The sequence below is a fragment of the Pseudomonas sp. BS3767 genome (assembly GCF_900099665.1).
Taxonomy (GTDB): domain Bacteria; phylum Pseudomonadota; class Gammaproteobacteria; order Pseudomonadales; family Pseudomonadaceae; genus Aquipseudomonas; species Aquipseudomonas cerasi.
This window is the reverse complement of the sequence record NZ_FNCX01000006.1, coordinates 1-15,728: the sequence shown is the minus strand read 5'-3', so window position 1 is coordinate 15,728 and position 15,728 is coordinate 1. Positions and strand designations below refer to the sequence as shown.

Here is a 15,728-nt window from a genome sequence, read left to right as displayed (position 1 = left end):
TCTCAAACCTCGGGACGCTGCACATCTACCCAGACGAATTTGTCCGGATCGATTTGTGTTTCCTGGTCCAGCCGATAGGCGACCAGTTTGCCGTAGAGCACGGCGCTGTAATCCAGACAGGCCAGGTTAGGCCGGATGGGCGCAGGGATGCCGCTGCGCCAGTAATGACCGACAAACAGCAGCGGCTCATTGATGCCATACCGCAGCAACGCGTTTTTTTCCGATGTGGACAGCGGCGTCTTGGCAACCCCTTCGGGCAAGGCGTCCGGCTGAAAGACCACGTCGCCATAGGTTTGCGGATCATCCTCCCAGAATTTGGTGCGGAAGAATTCGCGGGTCAGTCCATCACCGCCAGTCAGGGTCAGGCCGTGCGGCAGACGCATGTCGGTGCCACGCAGCAGACGATTGAAGACATTACTGGCGAAGCTGCCGGGTACTGCCGATGCCTGGACGAAATGCTTGTCGATACACCCCGTACCATGCAGGCCACGCAGCGGATCGATCAGGGTCGCATCCCAGCAGGCATGCACGACCCTGAAGCGACCGGCATCGAGGTACAGCGGTAACTCGTAGAACCAATTGACGAACTCGCTCCACTCATCCGGATACTGCTCGAACTGCGCCAGGGTCTCGCCGATCAGCCGCGCATGACGCGGGGTGTGCTCGCGCACGAACTGGTGACCGCTTTCGGACAGGGCCGGCGTCACCCAGCCCAGCGCGTTGAACTCGTGGTTGCCCATGATGCACAACGCCTGACCGGCCTGAACCATGTCGCGAACAATGTGCAGCGATTCGCGAATGCGCGGGCCGCGGTCGATGATGTCGCCGAGGAAGATGACGATGCGCTCGGGATGGCGCCAAACGCCAGCCTGCAGACGGTAACCGAGAAGCTCCAGCAAGTGCTCGAGGGTATGGGCACACCCGTGCACGTCACCGATCAGATCATAGCCACGCGCCGGATCGAGCATTAATCGCCCCCGCCGCCGAGCTTGCTGCCCCAGCCGAGCTTGGTGCGGCAGACCTCGTAATAATTGTGATCCAACGGATGGATCAGACGCAGTTTCTGCGGTTTCTTGCTGACCGTAATGGTGTCACCCGGTGCACAGGTGAAGTGATTCTGACCGTCGCACGACACTTGTGGGTAAATGGTCATGTCCTTGGACACCACGATTTTCAGCTCGCTGTTGCCGTCGACCACGATGGGCCGCCCGGACAGGGTATGCGGGTACATCGGCACGATGACGATGGCGTCGAGCTTGGGGTGCATGATCGGCCCGCCCGCAGACAGCGCGTAGGCCGTCGATCCGGTCGGCGTGGCGACGATCAGGCCGTCGGCCTTCTGACTGCACACGAACTGACCGTCGATGTAGATCTCGAATTCGATCATGCGCGTGGACTTGCCGGGGTGCAGCACCACGTCGTTGAGCGCATCGCCCTGACCGATGGCCTCGCCGTGGCGACGCACTTCGGCCTGGAGCAGAAAGCGGTTTTCAACCAGGTAATGCCCGTCGAGCACTTCGGCACATTTGACCTCCAGCTCGTCGGGACGGATGTCGGTCAGAAAGCCCAGGCTGCCACGGTTGATGCCCAGCACCGGAACGTTATGCCGGGCCAGCGCCCGCGCTGCGCCCAGCAGGCTGCCGTCGCCGCCGACCACAATGACCATGTCGCAGACCTCGCCGAGCATCTTGCGCGATGAGGTCTGCAGGCCATGACCGGGCAGGACCTCGGCGATTGTCTCTTCGAGAATGACGTGCAGGTGGCGGTCCAGCAGGAATCTCTTGAGTCGGCGAACGGTCTCGAGCACCTGAACACTGCCCAGGCGACCGATGATGCCGATATTGCGAAATTGCTCCATGAGGCTCCTGCTGCGGGTTCGATACGACTTTAAAAACGTGATTATGGGCGAAAGGGCCTGACAGCAGCAAACCGGGGTTTAAAAAGGGTTTCGCGGACCTTGCAACAGGGTATGGGCAGCACGCTAGAGTCCGATGCCTGCCTACCGTGTCAGAGCGCGGGTTTTATCGCATTCCACACTGACGCCGCCCGCTCGATGGCCGCCTATCTGCGCACCTCGCCAGAATGCCCGGTCCTTGCCGCCCCGCTTGGCCTGATACAAATTGATGTCGGCAGTCTTGAGCACTTCCGAGCTGTCCACTGCCGCTGGGATGTCGGCCAGCCCGGCACTGCAGGTCAGCGGGCTGACAGCGAGTGATTTTCTGATGCAGTCCAGCAGGTTCAGCACATATTCCCGAGCTTCATCTTCACTGCACATTGGCAGGATCACGCCGAACTCCTCTCCGCCCATGCGTCCGAAGGCGAGACTGCCCACAGTCTTTTGCAGGCAGCCAGCCATCACGCGAAGTGCCTGATCACCGGCGTCGTGGCCAAATTGATCATTGATGGTTTTGAAGTCATCAATATCGAGCATCAGAAAATAACCCGCGGAGTTATTCAGCACATGTTTATCCAGTGCCTGCATCAGTGCCCGGCGATTCAATATGGCGGTCAGGTCATCGGTCAGCGACAGTTCGCGAAACTGATGTTCCAGACTCAATACCGTACGAAGTGTGCGCGTGTAAGTGTGATTCATCACACTGCCCAGACTGACCGACGTGATAAAGAACAGTGTCATGAACAGAGTCGCGACACTGTCCGTGTCCAGTCCTTGAGCGGGAGAGAGAATACACCAGGCGAGTACCGCGACCAGAAGATAATCCCGTGTATACACCACTAACAATGTCGAACACAGGATAATCATCACGGCGACCGAGAGTGACCAGTTGATGTCCATCCCGGTGCGCAAATGGCCCGCCCTTGAAAAGCACAGTGCCACAATGATCACGAATGTCATGCTCATACATCGCCAGACTCTGAAGTCGACCGCGCGGTATTGCCAGGCGCACGCCCCCAGCAGGCCAAGGGTCAGCAGCATTTCCGGCAGACCGAATTGCAGATACGGCGTGACCGACAGAACAACCAGCCAACAAACGATGGCAATACATTGCACACGGGCAATGGCGGGTGAGAGCAGTTGTTTTATCCGGGCCTGCATATCACCGTTCATAGAAAACTCCAGGCATCCGATTTGCCGAGTCGAATATCCGCCGCATGAAGACTGCCTATATTAGGCAGCCCACGAGTCGACCGACTGATTGAATGACGTTCACCACCAGGTGACCACAATTGAGACAGACCGGCCAATGAACATCATTGAGCAGTGCCTGAATTGTTTGACGCAAACAATATACTGGATATGAATGACAGTTTGCACAAAGAGAAGGCCACTGATAGTTTTCGATAACCTTTCTTTATTCGATGATCATCCCGTCGCACGTCGTACGTCATGTGTTGTCTGCGAAGCAAAAAATACCCGTGCGCACCGGCCGCTTGCCGAACACGCTGTCTGTCGGTGGCGACTCACGCTATTCTCGGCGCATGACTCTATTCCCCGGCCTGATCGATCTCCCCCGCCGATTGCGGCATTCCGAAGTGCGCGACCTTGCCTGGGTGATCCTCGCCCCGCCCATGCTTGAAACCGCACCCTGGCCGCAACGCCATCCACTGGCGGGCAGCGACTGGGTGAAAGCCCCACAGCAGCTGGCGGATTTTCTCTGGCAACTGGACCACGACAGCCGTCCGCTGGAAGACTGGCTGGCGCAAGCCAGCACACGAAGACTGGGCCGCTATTACGAACGGCTCTGGCAATTCGCCGTGCAGCATGCACCGGGGGTGGAAATAATCGCCGCCAACCTGCCCATCAGGCTTGGCAATCAGACGCTGGGCGAGTTGGACATGCTGTTGCGGGATGGTGAAGGCGTGCACCACGTCGAACTGGCGATCAAGCTCTACCTCGGGCCGCAGGACGGCGATGGCCGCGATCCGGCGCACTGGCTGGGGCCTGGCTGTCAGGACCGGCTGGACCGCAAGCTGACCCATCTGAGCCAGCATCAGTTGCCAATGTCCGCACGTCCGGAAAGCCGGGCGACGCTGGCAGCGCTGGGGGTCGAGGCGTTCAATGCACGGTTGTGGCTGGGCGGCTATCTGTTGTACCCGTGGCCAGGCTCATGCCAATCCCCTGCCGGCATTCATCCGCAGCACCTCAAGGGTCGCTGGCTGCACCAGCGTGACTGGCAGTCGTTCCTTGCGCAAAGCCAGCCGGGACGCTGGCAGCCCTTGCCGCGCCATGCCTGGCTGGCGCCGGCACTCTACAACCAGGCGTGGAGCGATCAGCAGTTGCACGACTGGCTGAGTGAGCTCGACCCGCTGGCCCCGGCGCAGCTATTGGTGCGCCTCAGGGAAAATGCAGAGGGCAATTGGGAGGAAGCCGAGCGGCTGTTTCTGGTGTCGGACCTGTGGCCGAATCTGGCCCAGGTTGTGTAAAAACGTCACGAGCGAAGGCAAGACAAGGCAAAAACAGGCGAAAACGGCCGGGGTCGCGACCGACTCTAGGTGTTCCAAATGAGCATTTTTCGCCTGTTTTTAAAGCAGTATTGCCGAGCGCAGTAGTTTTTACACAGCTTGGACCGACACCCGTCATCCGCTCAACTCAACCGCAATGCCAGCGCAGCCAGTGTGACCAGCAGCACAGGCAAGGTCAGGACGATGCCGACCTTGAAGTAATAGCCCCAGCTGATAGTGATGTCCTTGCGCTCCAGGACATGCAGCCAGAGCAGCGTGGCCAGGCTGCCGATAGGGGTGATTTTCGGGCCGAGGTCGCTGCCGATCACGTTGGCGTAGATCATCGCTTCCTGGATGGCGCCGCTGGCATGACTTGCGTCGATGGACAGCAGCCCGATGAGTACCGTGGGCATGTTGTTCATGATCGAAGACAGGAACGCGGTCATCACACCGGTGCCCATCGCCGCGCCCCAGATACCATAGCCCGCGAACCAGTCCAGCAGATTGGCCAGGTAATCGGTCAGCCCGGCGTTACGCAGGCCATAGACCACCAGGTACATACCCAGCGAAAAGACCACGATGTGCCACGGTGCTTCTTTCATCACCTTGCGCGTCTTGATCGTATGCCCTTTGGCGGCGATGCCCAGCAGCAACACTGCGCACACTGACGAGATCGCACTGATCGGGATGCCCAGCGGCTCAAGGGCGAAACAGCCCACCAGCAGAATCAGCAACACCGCCCAACCGGCCAGAAACGTGGCGCGGTCGTGGATAGCCGTTTCCGGCTTGTCCAGATGCTCGGGCTCGAACTCGGCGGGAATGTCCCGACGGAAGTACCACATCAGCACGGCCAGGGTGGCGGCGACACTGGCCAGATTCACCGGCACCATGACCGCTGCGTAACGGTTGAAACCGATCTTGAAGTAATCCGCCGACACAATGTTCACCAGGTTCGAGACCACCAGCGGCAGGCTGGCCGTATCGGCGATGAAACCGGCCGCCATGACGAACGCCAGCGTCGAGGCAGGCGAAAAGCGCAACGCCAGCATCATGGCAATGACGATCGGGGTGAGGATCAGCACGGCACCATCGTTGGCGAACAAGGCCGACACCAGCGCGCCGAACAGCACGAACAGGGCAAACAGACGGCGTCCGTTACCCTTGCCCCAGCGCGCCACATGCAGCGCTGCCCAGGCAAAGAAACCGGCTTCATCGAGCAGCAGCGTGATGATGATCAGCGAAATGAAGGTCGCCGTGGCATTCCAGATGATGCCCCACACCACAGCGATGTCACTGAAATGCACGACGCCTGTCAGCAACGCCAGGATTGCCCCCAGTACGGCACTCCAGCCTACGCCCAGGCCCTTGGGTTGCCAGATGACCAGCGTGATGGTGAACAGGAAAATCAGCGTTGCTATCAGCATTATTTGGTCCGAGGCAGAAGAATCGCGAGGATGCCGAGCAGCGGCAGGTAGGAGCACAGCGTGTAGACGAACAGGATGCCGTGGCTGTCGGCCAGATAGCCAAGCAAGGCAGCACCGATGCCGCCGAAGCCGAACATCAGGCCGAAGAACAGCCCGGCAATCATGCCCACGTTGCCAGGCACCAGCTCCTGGGCGTAGACCACGATGGCGGAAAACGCCGAGGCCAGTACAAAGCCAATGATCACACTGAGTACGCTGGTCCAGAACAGATCGGCGTAGGGCAGCGCCAGGGTGAACGGCGCAGCGCCAAGAATCGAGAACCAGATCACCGCCTTGCGGCCAATGCGGTCACCGATCGGCCCACCGAAAAAGGTCCCTGCCGCCACGGCGCCCAGAAACAGGAACAGGTGCAACTGCGAGCTGGCGACCGACAGGTCAAATTTCTCGATCAGGTAGAAGGTGAAATAGCTGGTCAGGCTGGTCATGTAGAAGAACTTGGAAAACACCAGAAACGCCAGCACTGCCAAGGAGGCAATCACACGCTTTCTGGACAGACCATGAGTCGCGGCCTGACCGGCCTTGAGCTTGAACAGATTGAGGTGCGCGCGATACCAGCGGCTGATTGCGTACAGCAGCCCCAGCGAGAACAACGCAAACAGCCCGATCCAGGCGACATTGCCCTGGCCGAACGGGATGATGATCGCCGCTGCCAACAATGGTCCGAACGCCGTGCCCGTGTTGCCACCGACCTGAAAGGTCGATTGCGCAAGCCCGTAGCGACCACCGGAGGCCAGTCGCGCGATACGCGAGGCTTCCGGATGGAACGTCGAAGAGCCGATGCCGATCAATGCAGCGGCCAGCAGGATCAAGGGGAAGCTGCCGACCACCGACATCATCACGATGCCGATCAGCGTGCAGATCGATCCGACGGGCAGTACCAGCGGGTTGGGATGGCGGTCAGTGTAATAACCGACCCAGGGCTGCAGCAGCGAGGCGGTGATCTGAAAGGTCAGGGTAATCAGGCCGATCTGGGTGAAGCTCAGGTCGTAGCTGGCCTTGAGCATGGGGTAGATCGACGGAAGGATGGCTTGAATCAGGTCATTGACCAGGTGCGCGAGGGCGACGGCACCGATGATGCGCATCACCAGCGGGCTGGCTTGGGAGGTGGTCGAGGCCTTCGCCGTCGCGGGCGGAGCACTGGTCGCCATGGTATTTATCCGTAAAAGGGTTCGCGGGTCGCCCGGTACGGATGATTACAAGATGTGTCACGCGTATCGGGGCGCGCCAATGTGCCATTTTTCGGGGCGACTGTGCCACGTTTTGTTGCGTTTTTGCTGACGGAAATACCTTTCGTGACGCTCTGCGTCACACAGCGGCTCTGTGACATCAGACGGATTGAAGTTCGACTCGGATTCTCGTTCCCACGCGCCGCGTGGTAATGCAGTTCGTGACGCTCCGCGTCACACAGCGGCTCTGTGACATCAGGCGGATTGAAGTTCGACTCGGATTCTCGTTCCCACGCTCCGCGTGGTAATGCAGTTCGTGACGCTCTGCGTCACACGGCGGTTCTGTGATGTCAGGAGGATTGGTGTTTGGCTCAGGTCACCTTTGCGCCCTTACGGCGCCTTACTTTGAGGGACCAAAGCAAGCAAAGTCCCAGCTCCGTTTCCGGCCCGACTTCGTCGGGTTCCTTCGCTGTTGAAAAGCGCTTGCAGCAGAGGCTGCGGGTTTTAACGCACCACTCCCGCACTCAGGCAATTGACCCCACCACCGGCTCCTCACCTGCAACAGGCACATCATGCAACGAGATTTTCGAGGTTTCCGGCAGGGCCATGCCGCCGGCCATTGCCAGCGCTGCAACTACGATGAGGTAGAACGCGGGCGACAGGTTGCTGCCGGTCATGCTGATCAGCCAGGTGGCCATCAGCGGCGCGGTGCCGCCGAACAGGGTGTAGGCCATGTTGTAGGTGATCGCCGAGGCGGTGTAGCGGGTACGGGTGGGAAAGGTTTCCGACAGCAGTGCGGCCGTTACCACGCCGCACAGCACTGCGCCCACGGCGAGCAGCATGACGCCGATGATCGAGGCGATGAACGAGCCGGAGCTGGCCATCAGGAATGATGGAAACACCACGATCATCAACAGAATGCAGGCCGTTGCCATCGTGACCCGGCGCCCTACCCGATCCGAATAGGCACCGGCCAATGGGCAGAGGGCGGCGGCGAAGGCCAGAGCGATCAACGAGACCAGCAGCGCCGTTGCCCTGCTCAACCCACCGGCCACTTGCAGGTAGGTCGCGAAATAGGTGGTGAACATGTAGAACGACAACGCCGTCAACGACACGAATGCGCCCAGACAGCACATCGCCGCCGCGTGATGGCGCAAGGTGTCCTTGAGTGGCGAATGGGCAACAGCGTGTTCTTGAGCGACCGCCTGAAACGCCGGGGTTTCATCGAGCTTCCAGCGCAGGTACAGCCCGACCAGCCCCAGCGGTGCAGCAATCAGAAACGGCAGACGCCAACCCCAGTTACCCATCGCCTCGGTCGACAGAAATGACTCCAGCGCGTAGGCCACCACTGCCGCAGCAGCGAATGCGGAGAACGTCGAGACCGGAACGAAACTGCCGTACCAGGCACGTTGCGTGCGCGGGGCGTGCTCCATGAGGTAAGCACAGGCGCCGGCATACTCCCCGCCGGCCGAAAAACCCTGCGCGCAGCGAATGATGGTCAGCAGCACCGGCGCCATCACACCGATCGCAGCATAGGTCGGTAACAGGCCGATCAGTGTGGTAGCACCGGCCATCAGCAGGATGGTCATCGCCAGGGTTTTCTTGCGCCCGATCCGGTCACCCAGCATGCCGAAGAAAATCCCGCCCAGCGGTCGGAAGGCGAAGGCCACGGCGAACACGGCAAAGGTTTTCAGCAACGCCGCACTGCTGTCGCCGCTGGGGAAGAACTGCAGCGCGATCGTCGTTGCCAGAAAGCCATACACAGCAAAATCGAACCACTCGACAAAGTTGCCGATGGCCGCAGCGACGATGACTTTTTTCAGCGTGGCAGGATCGACTTGCTCTACGGTAGGAGTTGTCATGACTGGCCTCGACGTCTTGATCTGGAATGGATCGATTATCGAGACAGCGACCCGGATGCCCCTCTCCAGAAGTGTCATCCACGTAGTCAGGGCCGACGTCTCGCCATCGAACTGCGCAGAATTCGTGCCAAAGGCTCTGCCACGTGGTTTACAGGCCCATCGCGCGCCGCCCCTGAAGGCCGCCGGTGTGGACGAAGACCAGGCGGGTGCCGGGCGCGAAACGACCGGCCAGCACCTCATCATGCAGGGCCAGCAACGCCTTGCCGGTGTACAGTGGTTCCAGGGGTATGCCGCTCTGAGCCTCGCAGGCGGCAATGAAATCGAGCAGCGCCGCGTCGGTTCTGGCAAAACCGCCGCGGCTGGCATCAAGCAGAACACAGTTGGGAGGCAGGCACGTACTGGCGTCGGCCTGCGCACCAGCCGCCTCACTCAGCACCGCGATAATGTTTTGCGCGACCCCGTGATCCTCGGGCACAGCCATCGCCCCATACACCGGACGAACGCCCGCCTCTGCCAACAGCAAGCCGGCCAGCGTGGTACCGGTGCCTGCCGCCAGCCACCATCCGTGGTAATCGCCCCAACACAGATGCCCGAGTTGCTCTTCGAGCATTGCCCGCAATCGACCGCAACCCAGAGCACCAGCAAGCCCGCCACCGCCTTCGGCAATCGGATAAAGACCGGGATAGCGGGACTGCCAGGTCGACCAGAAGCCAGCAGCATGCCGCTCACGATAGCCGGCGTAACCCAGCCAGTGCAGTTGCATATTGAAAGCCTGCAGATCGAGCACCGTCGGCGTCTGCTGGGCATGACCACGTAGCAGGCCGACCGTCGGGAAACCGAAGCGCTTGCCTGCCGCGGCCAGGGCATGCAGATGATTGGAGTGCGCTCCGCCGAGGCTGATCAGCCCCTCGGCACCCGAGTCCACTGCCAGGCTCAGGTGCTCGCTGAGCTTGAACCACTTGTTGCCGCTGATCAGCGCATCGATAAGGTCCAGGCGCAGAATCGCAACCTCGACCCCGGCGTCTTGCAGCCAGGGCAGGTTCAAGCGTTCCAAGGGGGCAGTGGGTTGCCAGCCGAGGGCGTCAAGCATCATGCGCCGCAGTCTACAGACAAGCCGTTTCAGGGTCTTCGTCGATCAGCAGGCTGCGGCGCGAAGCCCTGAATCAGGCATTGTCTGTCACAGGGTGGCGGCCAGACGTGAGCCCTGGTCGATGGCCCGTTTGGCGTCCAGCTCTGCGGCAACGTCCGCGCCGCCAATCAGGTGCACGCTTTGCCCGCCGTTGAGCAGTTCGTCATACAGTTCACGCAACGGGTCCTGCCCGGCACAGATCACCACGTTATCCACCGCCAGCAGCTTTTCCTCGCCGTCTTCGCCAATGCGAATATGCAGCCCTGCATCGTCGATTTTCAGGTACTGCACGGCATTGAGCATCTGCACCTGTTTGTTCTTGAGCCCCGTGCGGTGAATCCAGCCGGTGGTCTTGCCCAGGCCGTCGCCGACCTTGGAACTCTTGCGCTGCAAGAGAAACACCTGACGTGCCGGCGCGTGGACTTCGGGCTTGACTCCGGCGACACCGCCGCGGGCCTGCAAGGTCGTGTCGATGCCCCACTCTTTCCAGAAAGCCTCGCGATCCAGACTGGTGGCCACGCCTTGATGCACGAGAAATTCCGACACATCGAAACCGATGCCACCCGCACCTATCACTGCCACGCGGCGCCCGACCGGCTTGCGCTGCAATATGACGTCCAGATAGCTCAACACCATGGGGTTATCGATACCGGGGATGGCCGGTGTGCGCGGCGCGATGCCGGTCGCCAGAATCACCTCGTCAAAACCTGCGCCCAGCAAGTCTGCGGCCTTTACCCGATTGCCGAGGCGCAACTGAACACCCGTCTCCTGCACTTTGTTGCGGAAGTAACGCAGGGTTTCGGCGAATTCCTCCTTGCCTGGCACGCGCTTGGCGATATTGAACTGGCCGCCGATTTCGCTGGCCGAATCGAACAGCGTCACCTCATGCCCGCGCTGTGCGGCAACCGTTGCGGCGGCCAGACCGGCAGGCCCGGCGCCCACTACGGCAATTTTCCTGACCTGCAGGGTGGGCAGGTAATTGAGCTCGGTCTCGTGGCAGGCACGCGGATTGACCAGACAGCTGGTCAGCTTGCCGCCGAAGGTGTGGTCGAGGCACGCCTGATTGCAGCCGATGCAGGTGTTGATGCGTTCGGCATGGCCCGCAGCGGCCTTGTTGACGAACTCGGGATCGGCCAGAAACGGACGAGCCATTGAGACCATGTCCGCATCACCTTCGCTGAGAATGCGCTCGGCAACTTCCGGGGTATTGATCCGGTTGGTGGTAATCAGCGGGATGTTCACCGAGCCTCGCAGCTTGGCAGTGACCTTGCTGAACGCGGCGCGCGGCACCTTGGTGGCGATGGTCGGAATGCGCGCTTCATGCCAGCCGATACCGGTGTTGATCAGGGTCGCTCCGGCCTGCTCGACCGCCTTGGCCAGCTCGACGATTTCTTCCCAACTGCTGCCGCCTTCCACAAGATCGAGCATCGACAGGCGAAAGATGATGATGAAGTGTGCCCCGACCGCCTCACGTACGCGCCTGACAATCTCGACCGCCAGACGCATACGGTTTTCATAACTGCCGCCCCAACGGTCGGTGCGGTGATTGGTATGCGCGGCCAGGAACTGATTGATGAAGTAGCCTTCCGAACCCATGATTTCGACACCGTCATAACCGGCACTGCGCGCCAGCGTCGAACAGGTCACGAAATCGGCGATCTGCTTTTCGATGCCCTCTTCGTCCAGCTCTCGCGGCGTGAACGGGTTGATCGGCGCCTGAATGGCGCTCGGCGCGACCTGCTTGCGGCTGTAGGCGTAACGACCGGCATGGAGAATCTGCAGGCAGATCTTGCCGCCAGCCTCGTGCACCGCACGCGTCACGATGCGATGGTGCTCCGCTTCTTCAGCGTTGGTTAGCTTCGCCGCGCCGTCATAGACACCACCCTCTTCATTGGGCGCGATGCCACCGGTGACCATCAGCCCGACCCCGCCGCGGGCACGCTCGGCAAAGTAGGTCGCCATGCGCTCGAAGCCGCCCGGCCGCTCTTCAAGACCGGTGTGCATCGAGCCCATCAGGGTGCGGTTGCGCAAGGTCGTGAAGCCCAGGTCCAGGGGGGCCAGCAGGTGCGGATAATGAGCAGCAGTCATGGCGAAGCTCCATCGAGTCAATCACGGAATAGCAAGGACCTCTGCGGGTCCTCTGGTTCATGGGCAACAGTAAAGACGCATCCCGCCACACACTCAATGACCGAAAGTGACAAGTTATTGATCCAAACGCGCAGTGGCACTTGGCAAGCGCCCGACGCCGCCCTACCCTAGTCGACAATTTCCCGATGGCCGTCATTCGATCTTTTTATGCGCAAATTCTTCGCCATCTGCCTGGTCCTGCTGAGTATTGCCAGCCTTGTCAGCTACGCAATCTGGACCGGACAACGCCCGGCGGGTCACTACCTGTCCGATCTGCGCATTCGTCTGGCCATCAATGAAGGCCAGCCCGGAGAACGCGGCAATCTGCTGGGGATCGAGCCCGAGCTGTTTCCGACTGATTACCAGAACATTGAGCGACTGCACCGCAAGCTCGCCGCTTATCTGCAACAGGCCCGTGAAAATGGCCTGATCAACCCACGAACGGTGGTGGTACTGCCGGAACATATCGGCACCTGGCTGTTCGCCAGTGGCGAGAAGGATCAGCTCTATCAAGCTGCCACGCTGGATGAGGCCATGGACTGGCTGTCGTGGAGCAACCCGCTGCAATTCATCAAAGCGGTGCTGCGGGCCGAAGGCCGGGACCGTCTGGATGACGCCCACCTGCGGATCAAGGCCCGATCGATGGCGCGGGACTATCAGACACTGTTTGGCGGGCTGGCCAGAGAGTTCGGCGTCACACTGGTAGCCGGTTCAATTGTGCTGCCCGATCCCAGTGTCGAAGGCGGTCAGCTGAAAGTCGGCAGCGGCGCCCTGTATAACAGCAGCCTGACATTTGGCAGCGATGGCCTGCCGCTCGGTCAGCCGCAGCGTCAGTTGTACGCCGAGCGCTATCAGAGGCGTTATGTGCACACGGCAAGCGACGCACCGTTGTATGTGGTCGACACCCCGGCCGGGCGTCTGGGGGTGCTGATCGGTAGCGACAGCTGGTACCCGGAGAATTACGCGCGCCTGAACCAGAGCGGTGCACAACTGATTGCGGTGCCGGCCTTTGTGATCGGCAAGGCCGCCTGGTCCCAACCGTGGCGCAAGCCTCGGCACTCAGACATCGACGTGCCGAACGAAACGCCTAGTGAGGGCGAAGCCTGGCATCACCTGACATTGACCGGCCGTGCTCCGCAAAGCACTGCGCAGGCCGGAATCAGTGTATTCATGCGCGGACAGTTCTGGAATCAGGGCGTGGCCGGGCAAAGTTTTGCCAGCCACGCAGGGCAAACGATCGCCGAGCCGCAGCAGGAAAATGCTGCCACTGGCGGCGCGCGCCTGATCAACCTCTGGCTTTGACGATGCCGACCCTGACGCTGCGCCTCGGTGATCTGTCGGTGGGTTTCATCCAGAGCCTGACTGATGCGGTCAACAGTTTCGACAGGAACCCTGACGCGCTGCTGGAGCAGTACGGTCTTGACCCGATTCGCCTGAGCCAGGCGCGAGCGCGGCTATCGATCCCGCGCTACATGCGCCTGGGGCATGCCGCCATCCAACTGACCGGCCAGCCCGGGCTGGGGTTGCGCATGGGCCAGCTCAGTCGTTTTGCACAGGCAGGTCTGGCCGGTATCACTGCGGCCCAGGCACCCAACGTGCGCGAGGCGGCGCGCACGCTGATTCGCTTTGAGCCCTTGTACGGTTCCAATTATCGCGGCCAGTCGAGTTTCCACGAGGATGCCGGCGGCGCCTGGATGCGCTTCTATTCGATCAGCCCCTATAACGCTTACAACAGGTTTGTGGTGGACTCGATTCTAGGTGGCTGGCTGGCTCAGCTTTCGACGCTGGCAGGTACAGAACTGCGCGCACAACGCATCGAGATCGAATTCGAAGCGCCTGACTATGCCGCGCAGTACGCCGCTTTGAGTGATAACCCGATGGTGTTTGGCGCGGCGACCAATCAACTGCGTCTGGATCAGACCAGCCTGGCATTACGCAACCCGGACCATTGCCCAAGTACCTGGCGGCACCTGTTGCAGCTGTGCGAAAGCGAACTGGAACAACAGACCCGCACCCGCAGCCTGCGTGAACGCATCATTCAATTGCTGGGGCCGCTATTGAACGGCGGAAGTGAACCGGATCTGGAGGAAGTGGCGGCAAGACTCAAACTGCCCACCTGGACGCTGCGCCGCAAGCTGACCGAGGAAGGTACATGCTTTCGCGCAGTGCTCAATGACACGCGGCGCGATCTGGCGATGACTTATATTCGCGACACTGAACTGGCGTTCGGGGAGATCGCCTACCTGCTGGGATTCGCTTCTGCCGAAGCCTTTCAACGCGCCTTCAAACGCTGGAACGGGCAGACTCCGGGAGAGTTCCGCCGCAGCCAGCGTCAAAGCGCATGAAGCCGTTCACAGTTCGGTAGCGTCGTCGGCAGGCTCTACCGGGTCCAGTTCCGATGCACGGTATTCAAGTAGTTCTTCCTGGTATTCGTCCATTTCTTCGCCCTCTTGGCTGAGTGAGTGGGGGTGATAATCAAAGCTGAAATAACTGACCGCAAGATCAACATTAAAGTGCCAATGTGAAATAAAAATGTTGATTCCTGTCAAACAGACGAAAAAGACCGCGGCCGATTCAGCACTCCCCTCAACTCTCTAGCGGACGGGCGCTATTGACTTGCATGCCAGTGTCGACCTAACCTCCTGCTCATGAACCTCATCAAGCACAACCTCGGCCAGATTATTATTACCGTCATTCCAGTCATGGCGGGTTAGCCGACGTTTGCAAAAAACCCGCCCTGGAGGCGGGTTTCTTCTGTCTCCCGGGCAACCATTGCCGAATCAGGAGTCAGACATGATCGCCATCCCTCGCTCTATTGCCCTTCTCGCCACTCTGGACCTGATTATCGATCTGCCGCGCGCGTTCGCCGAGTATCCAGGCACCACGTATGAAGAGGCGATGCGATGAGCCAGGGCCCGCACGATCTGCTCAACTATTACGCGCGCAAAATCCTCACCTCCCGCGTCTACGACGTTGCCATCGAAACGCCGCTGCAAGGCGCTCGCCAGCTGTCCGAACGGCTGGGCAATCAGGTGCTGCTCAAGCGCGAAGACCTGCAGCCGGTGTTCTCGTTCAAGATTCGCGGCGCGTACAATAAGCTCGCGCAATTGCCCGCAGAGCAGACTGCACGGGGCGTGGTGACGGCATCGGCGGGCAATCATGCCCAGGGCCTGGCGCTGGCGGCACGCGAGTTGGGGATCAAGGCGACCATCGTCATGCCGCGCACCACGCCGGAGATCAAGGTCAAAGGTGTGCGCTCGCGGGGTGCCACCGTGGTGCTGCACGGCGATTCCTTCCCGGAAGCGCTGGCCTACTCGCTGAAGCTGGTCGATGAGCAGGGCTTCGTCTACATCCATCCGTATGACGACCCCGACACCATCGCCGGGCAAGGCACTGTGGCGATGGAAATTCTTCGTCAGCAACCGGGCCAGCTGGATGCGATCTTTGTTCCGGTCGGGGGCGGTGGTCTGATTGCCGGTATCGCGGCGTATGTGAAATACCTGCGCCCGGAGATCAGGGTGATCGGCGTCGAGCCGGACGACTCCAACTGCCTGCAAGC

12 protein-coding genes are annotated in these 15,728 nt (G+C 60.6%); 4 read left to right on the top strand and 8 right to left on the bottom strand.

All coding sequences use genetic code 11. The features are described from left to right. Positions 1-2: 2 nt before the first annotated feature. From BLR16_RS17720 to BLR16_RS17710, 3 genes are all read right to left on the bottom strand, one after another. Positions 3-968 (bottom strand): metallophosphoesterase, encoded by a 966-nt coding sequence (locus BLR16_RS17720; protein WP_003409653.1) that lies wholly within the window; start codon positions 966-968, stop codon positions 3-5. Then, the gene (locus BLR16_RS17715; RefSeq protein WP_003409651.1) at positions 968-1,858 is read right to left on the bottom strand and encodes an NAD(+) kinase; all 891 of its coding nucleotides are present in this window, start codon (positions 1,856-1,858) and stop codon (positions 968-970) included. The genes BLR16_RS17720 and BLR16_RS17715 overlap by 1 nt, the downstream gene beginning before the upstream one ends. A gap of 141 nt (positions 1,859-1,999) precedes the next feature. Then, entirely contained in the window at positions 2,000-3,067 is a 1,068-nt protein-coding gene (locus BLR16_RS17710) for a GGDEF domain-containing protein (RefSeq protein WP_058396657.1), read from the bottom strand. A gap of 371 nt (positions 3,068-3,438) precedes the next feature. Between BLR16_RS17710 and BLR16_RS17705 the strand changes: the two genes are divergently transcribed. Then, entirely contained in the window at positions 3,439-4,383 is a 945-nt protein-coding gene (locus BLR16_RS17705) for a DUF1853 family protein (protein WP_058415958.1), read from the top strand. 161 nt (positions 4,384-4,544) lie between these two features. On the opposite strand, the gene BLR16_RS17700 is transcribed toward BLR16_RS17705, so the two are convergent. The 5 genes from BLR16_RS17700 to BLR16_RS17680 all read right to left on the bottom strand — a co-directional run bounded on the left by BLR16_RS17700 (position 4,545) and on the right by BLR16_RS17680 (position 12,130). Beyond that, positions 4,545-5,825 (bottom strand): arsenic transporter, encoded by a 1,281-nt coding sequence (locus BLR16_RS17700; protein ID WP_074807880.1) that lies wholly within the window; start codon positions 5,823-5,825, stop codon positions 4,545-4,547. After that, the gene (locus BLR16_RS17695) at positions 5,825-7,033 is read right to left on the bottom strand and encodes an MFS transporter (protein WP_054081184.1); all 1,209 of its coding nucleotides are present in this window, start codon (positions 7,031-7,033) and stop codon (positions 5,825-5,827) included. The genes BLR16_RS17700 and BLR16_RS17695 overlap by 1 nt, the downstream gene beginning before the upstream one ends. 542 nt (positions 7,034-7,575) lie before the next feature. Further along, positions 7,576-8,913, bottom strand: a complete 1,338-nt coding sequence (locus BLR16_RS17690) for an MFS transporter (RefSeq protein ID WP_058396659.1) — start codon at positions 8,911-8,913, stop codon at positions 7,576-7,578. A gap of 148 nt (positions 8,914-9,061) precedes the next feature. Beyond that, the gene (locus tag BLR16_RS17685; protein ID WP_004414168.1) at positions 9,062-10,006 is read right to left on the bottom strand and encodes a 1-aminocyclopropane-1-carboxylate deaminase/D-cysteine desulfhydrase; all 945 of its coding nucleotides are present in this window, start codon (positions 10,004-10,006) and stop codon (positions 9,062-9,064) included. 84 nt (positions 10,007-10,090) lie between these two features. Beyond that, positions 10,091-12,130 carry an NADPH-dependent 2,4-dienoyl-CoA reductase gene (locus BLR16_RS17680; protein WP_060708819.1) on the bottom strand — a complete coding sequence of 680 codons (2,040 nt, stop codon included), beginning with the start codon at positions 12,128-12,130 and terminating at the stop codon, positions 10,091-10,093. Between the two features lie 207 nt (positions 12,131-12,337). Here BLR16_RS17680 and BLR16_RS17675 point away from each other — a divergent pair, with 207 nt between their 5' ends. The 3 genes from BLR16_RS17675 to BLR16_RS17660 form a co-directional block, all read left to right on the top strand. Then, a complete protein-coding gene (locus BLR16_RS17675) occupies positions 12,338-13,471 on the top strand; it encodes a carbon-nitrogen hydrolase family protein (protein ID WP_074807877.1) in 1,134 nt (377 codons plus the stop codon). Positions 13,472-13,473: 2 nt separating this feature from the next. Further along, entirely contained in the window at positions 13,474-14,514 is a 1,041-nt protein-coding gene (locus BLR16_RS17670; RefSeq protein ID WP_004414173.1) for an AraC family transcriptional regulator, read from the top strand. Positions 14,515-15,072: 558 nt separating this feature from the next. Continuing rightward, positions 15,073-15,728 (top strand): pyridoxal-phosphate dependent enzyme (locus BLR16_RS17660; RefSeq protein WP_143012387.1); only part of this gene is annotated, 656 nt, incomplete at its 3' end.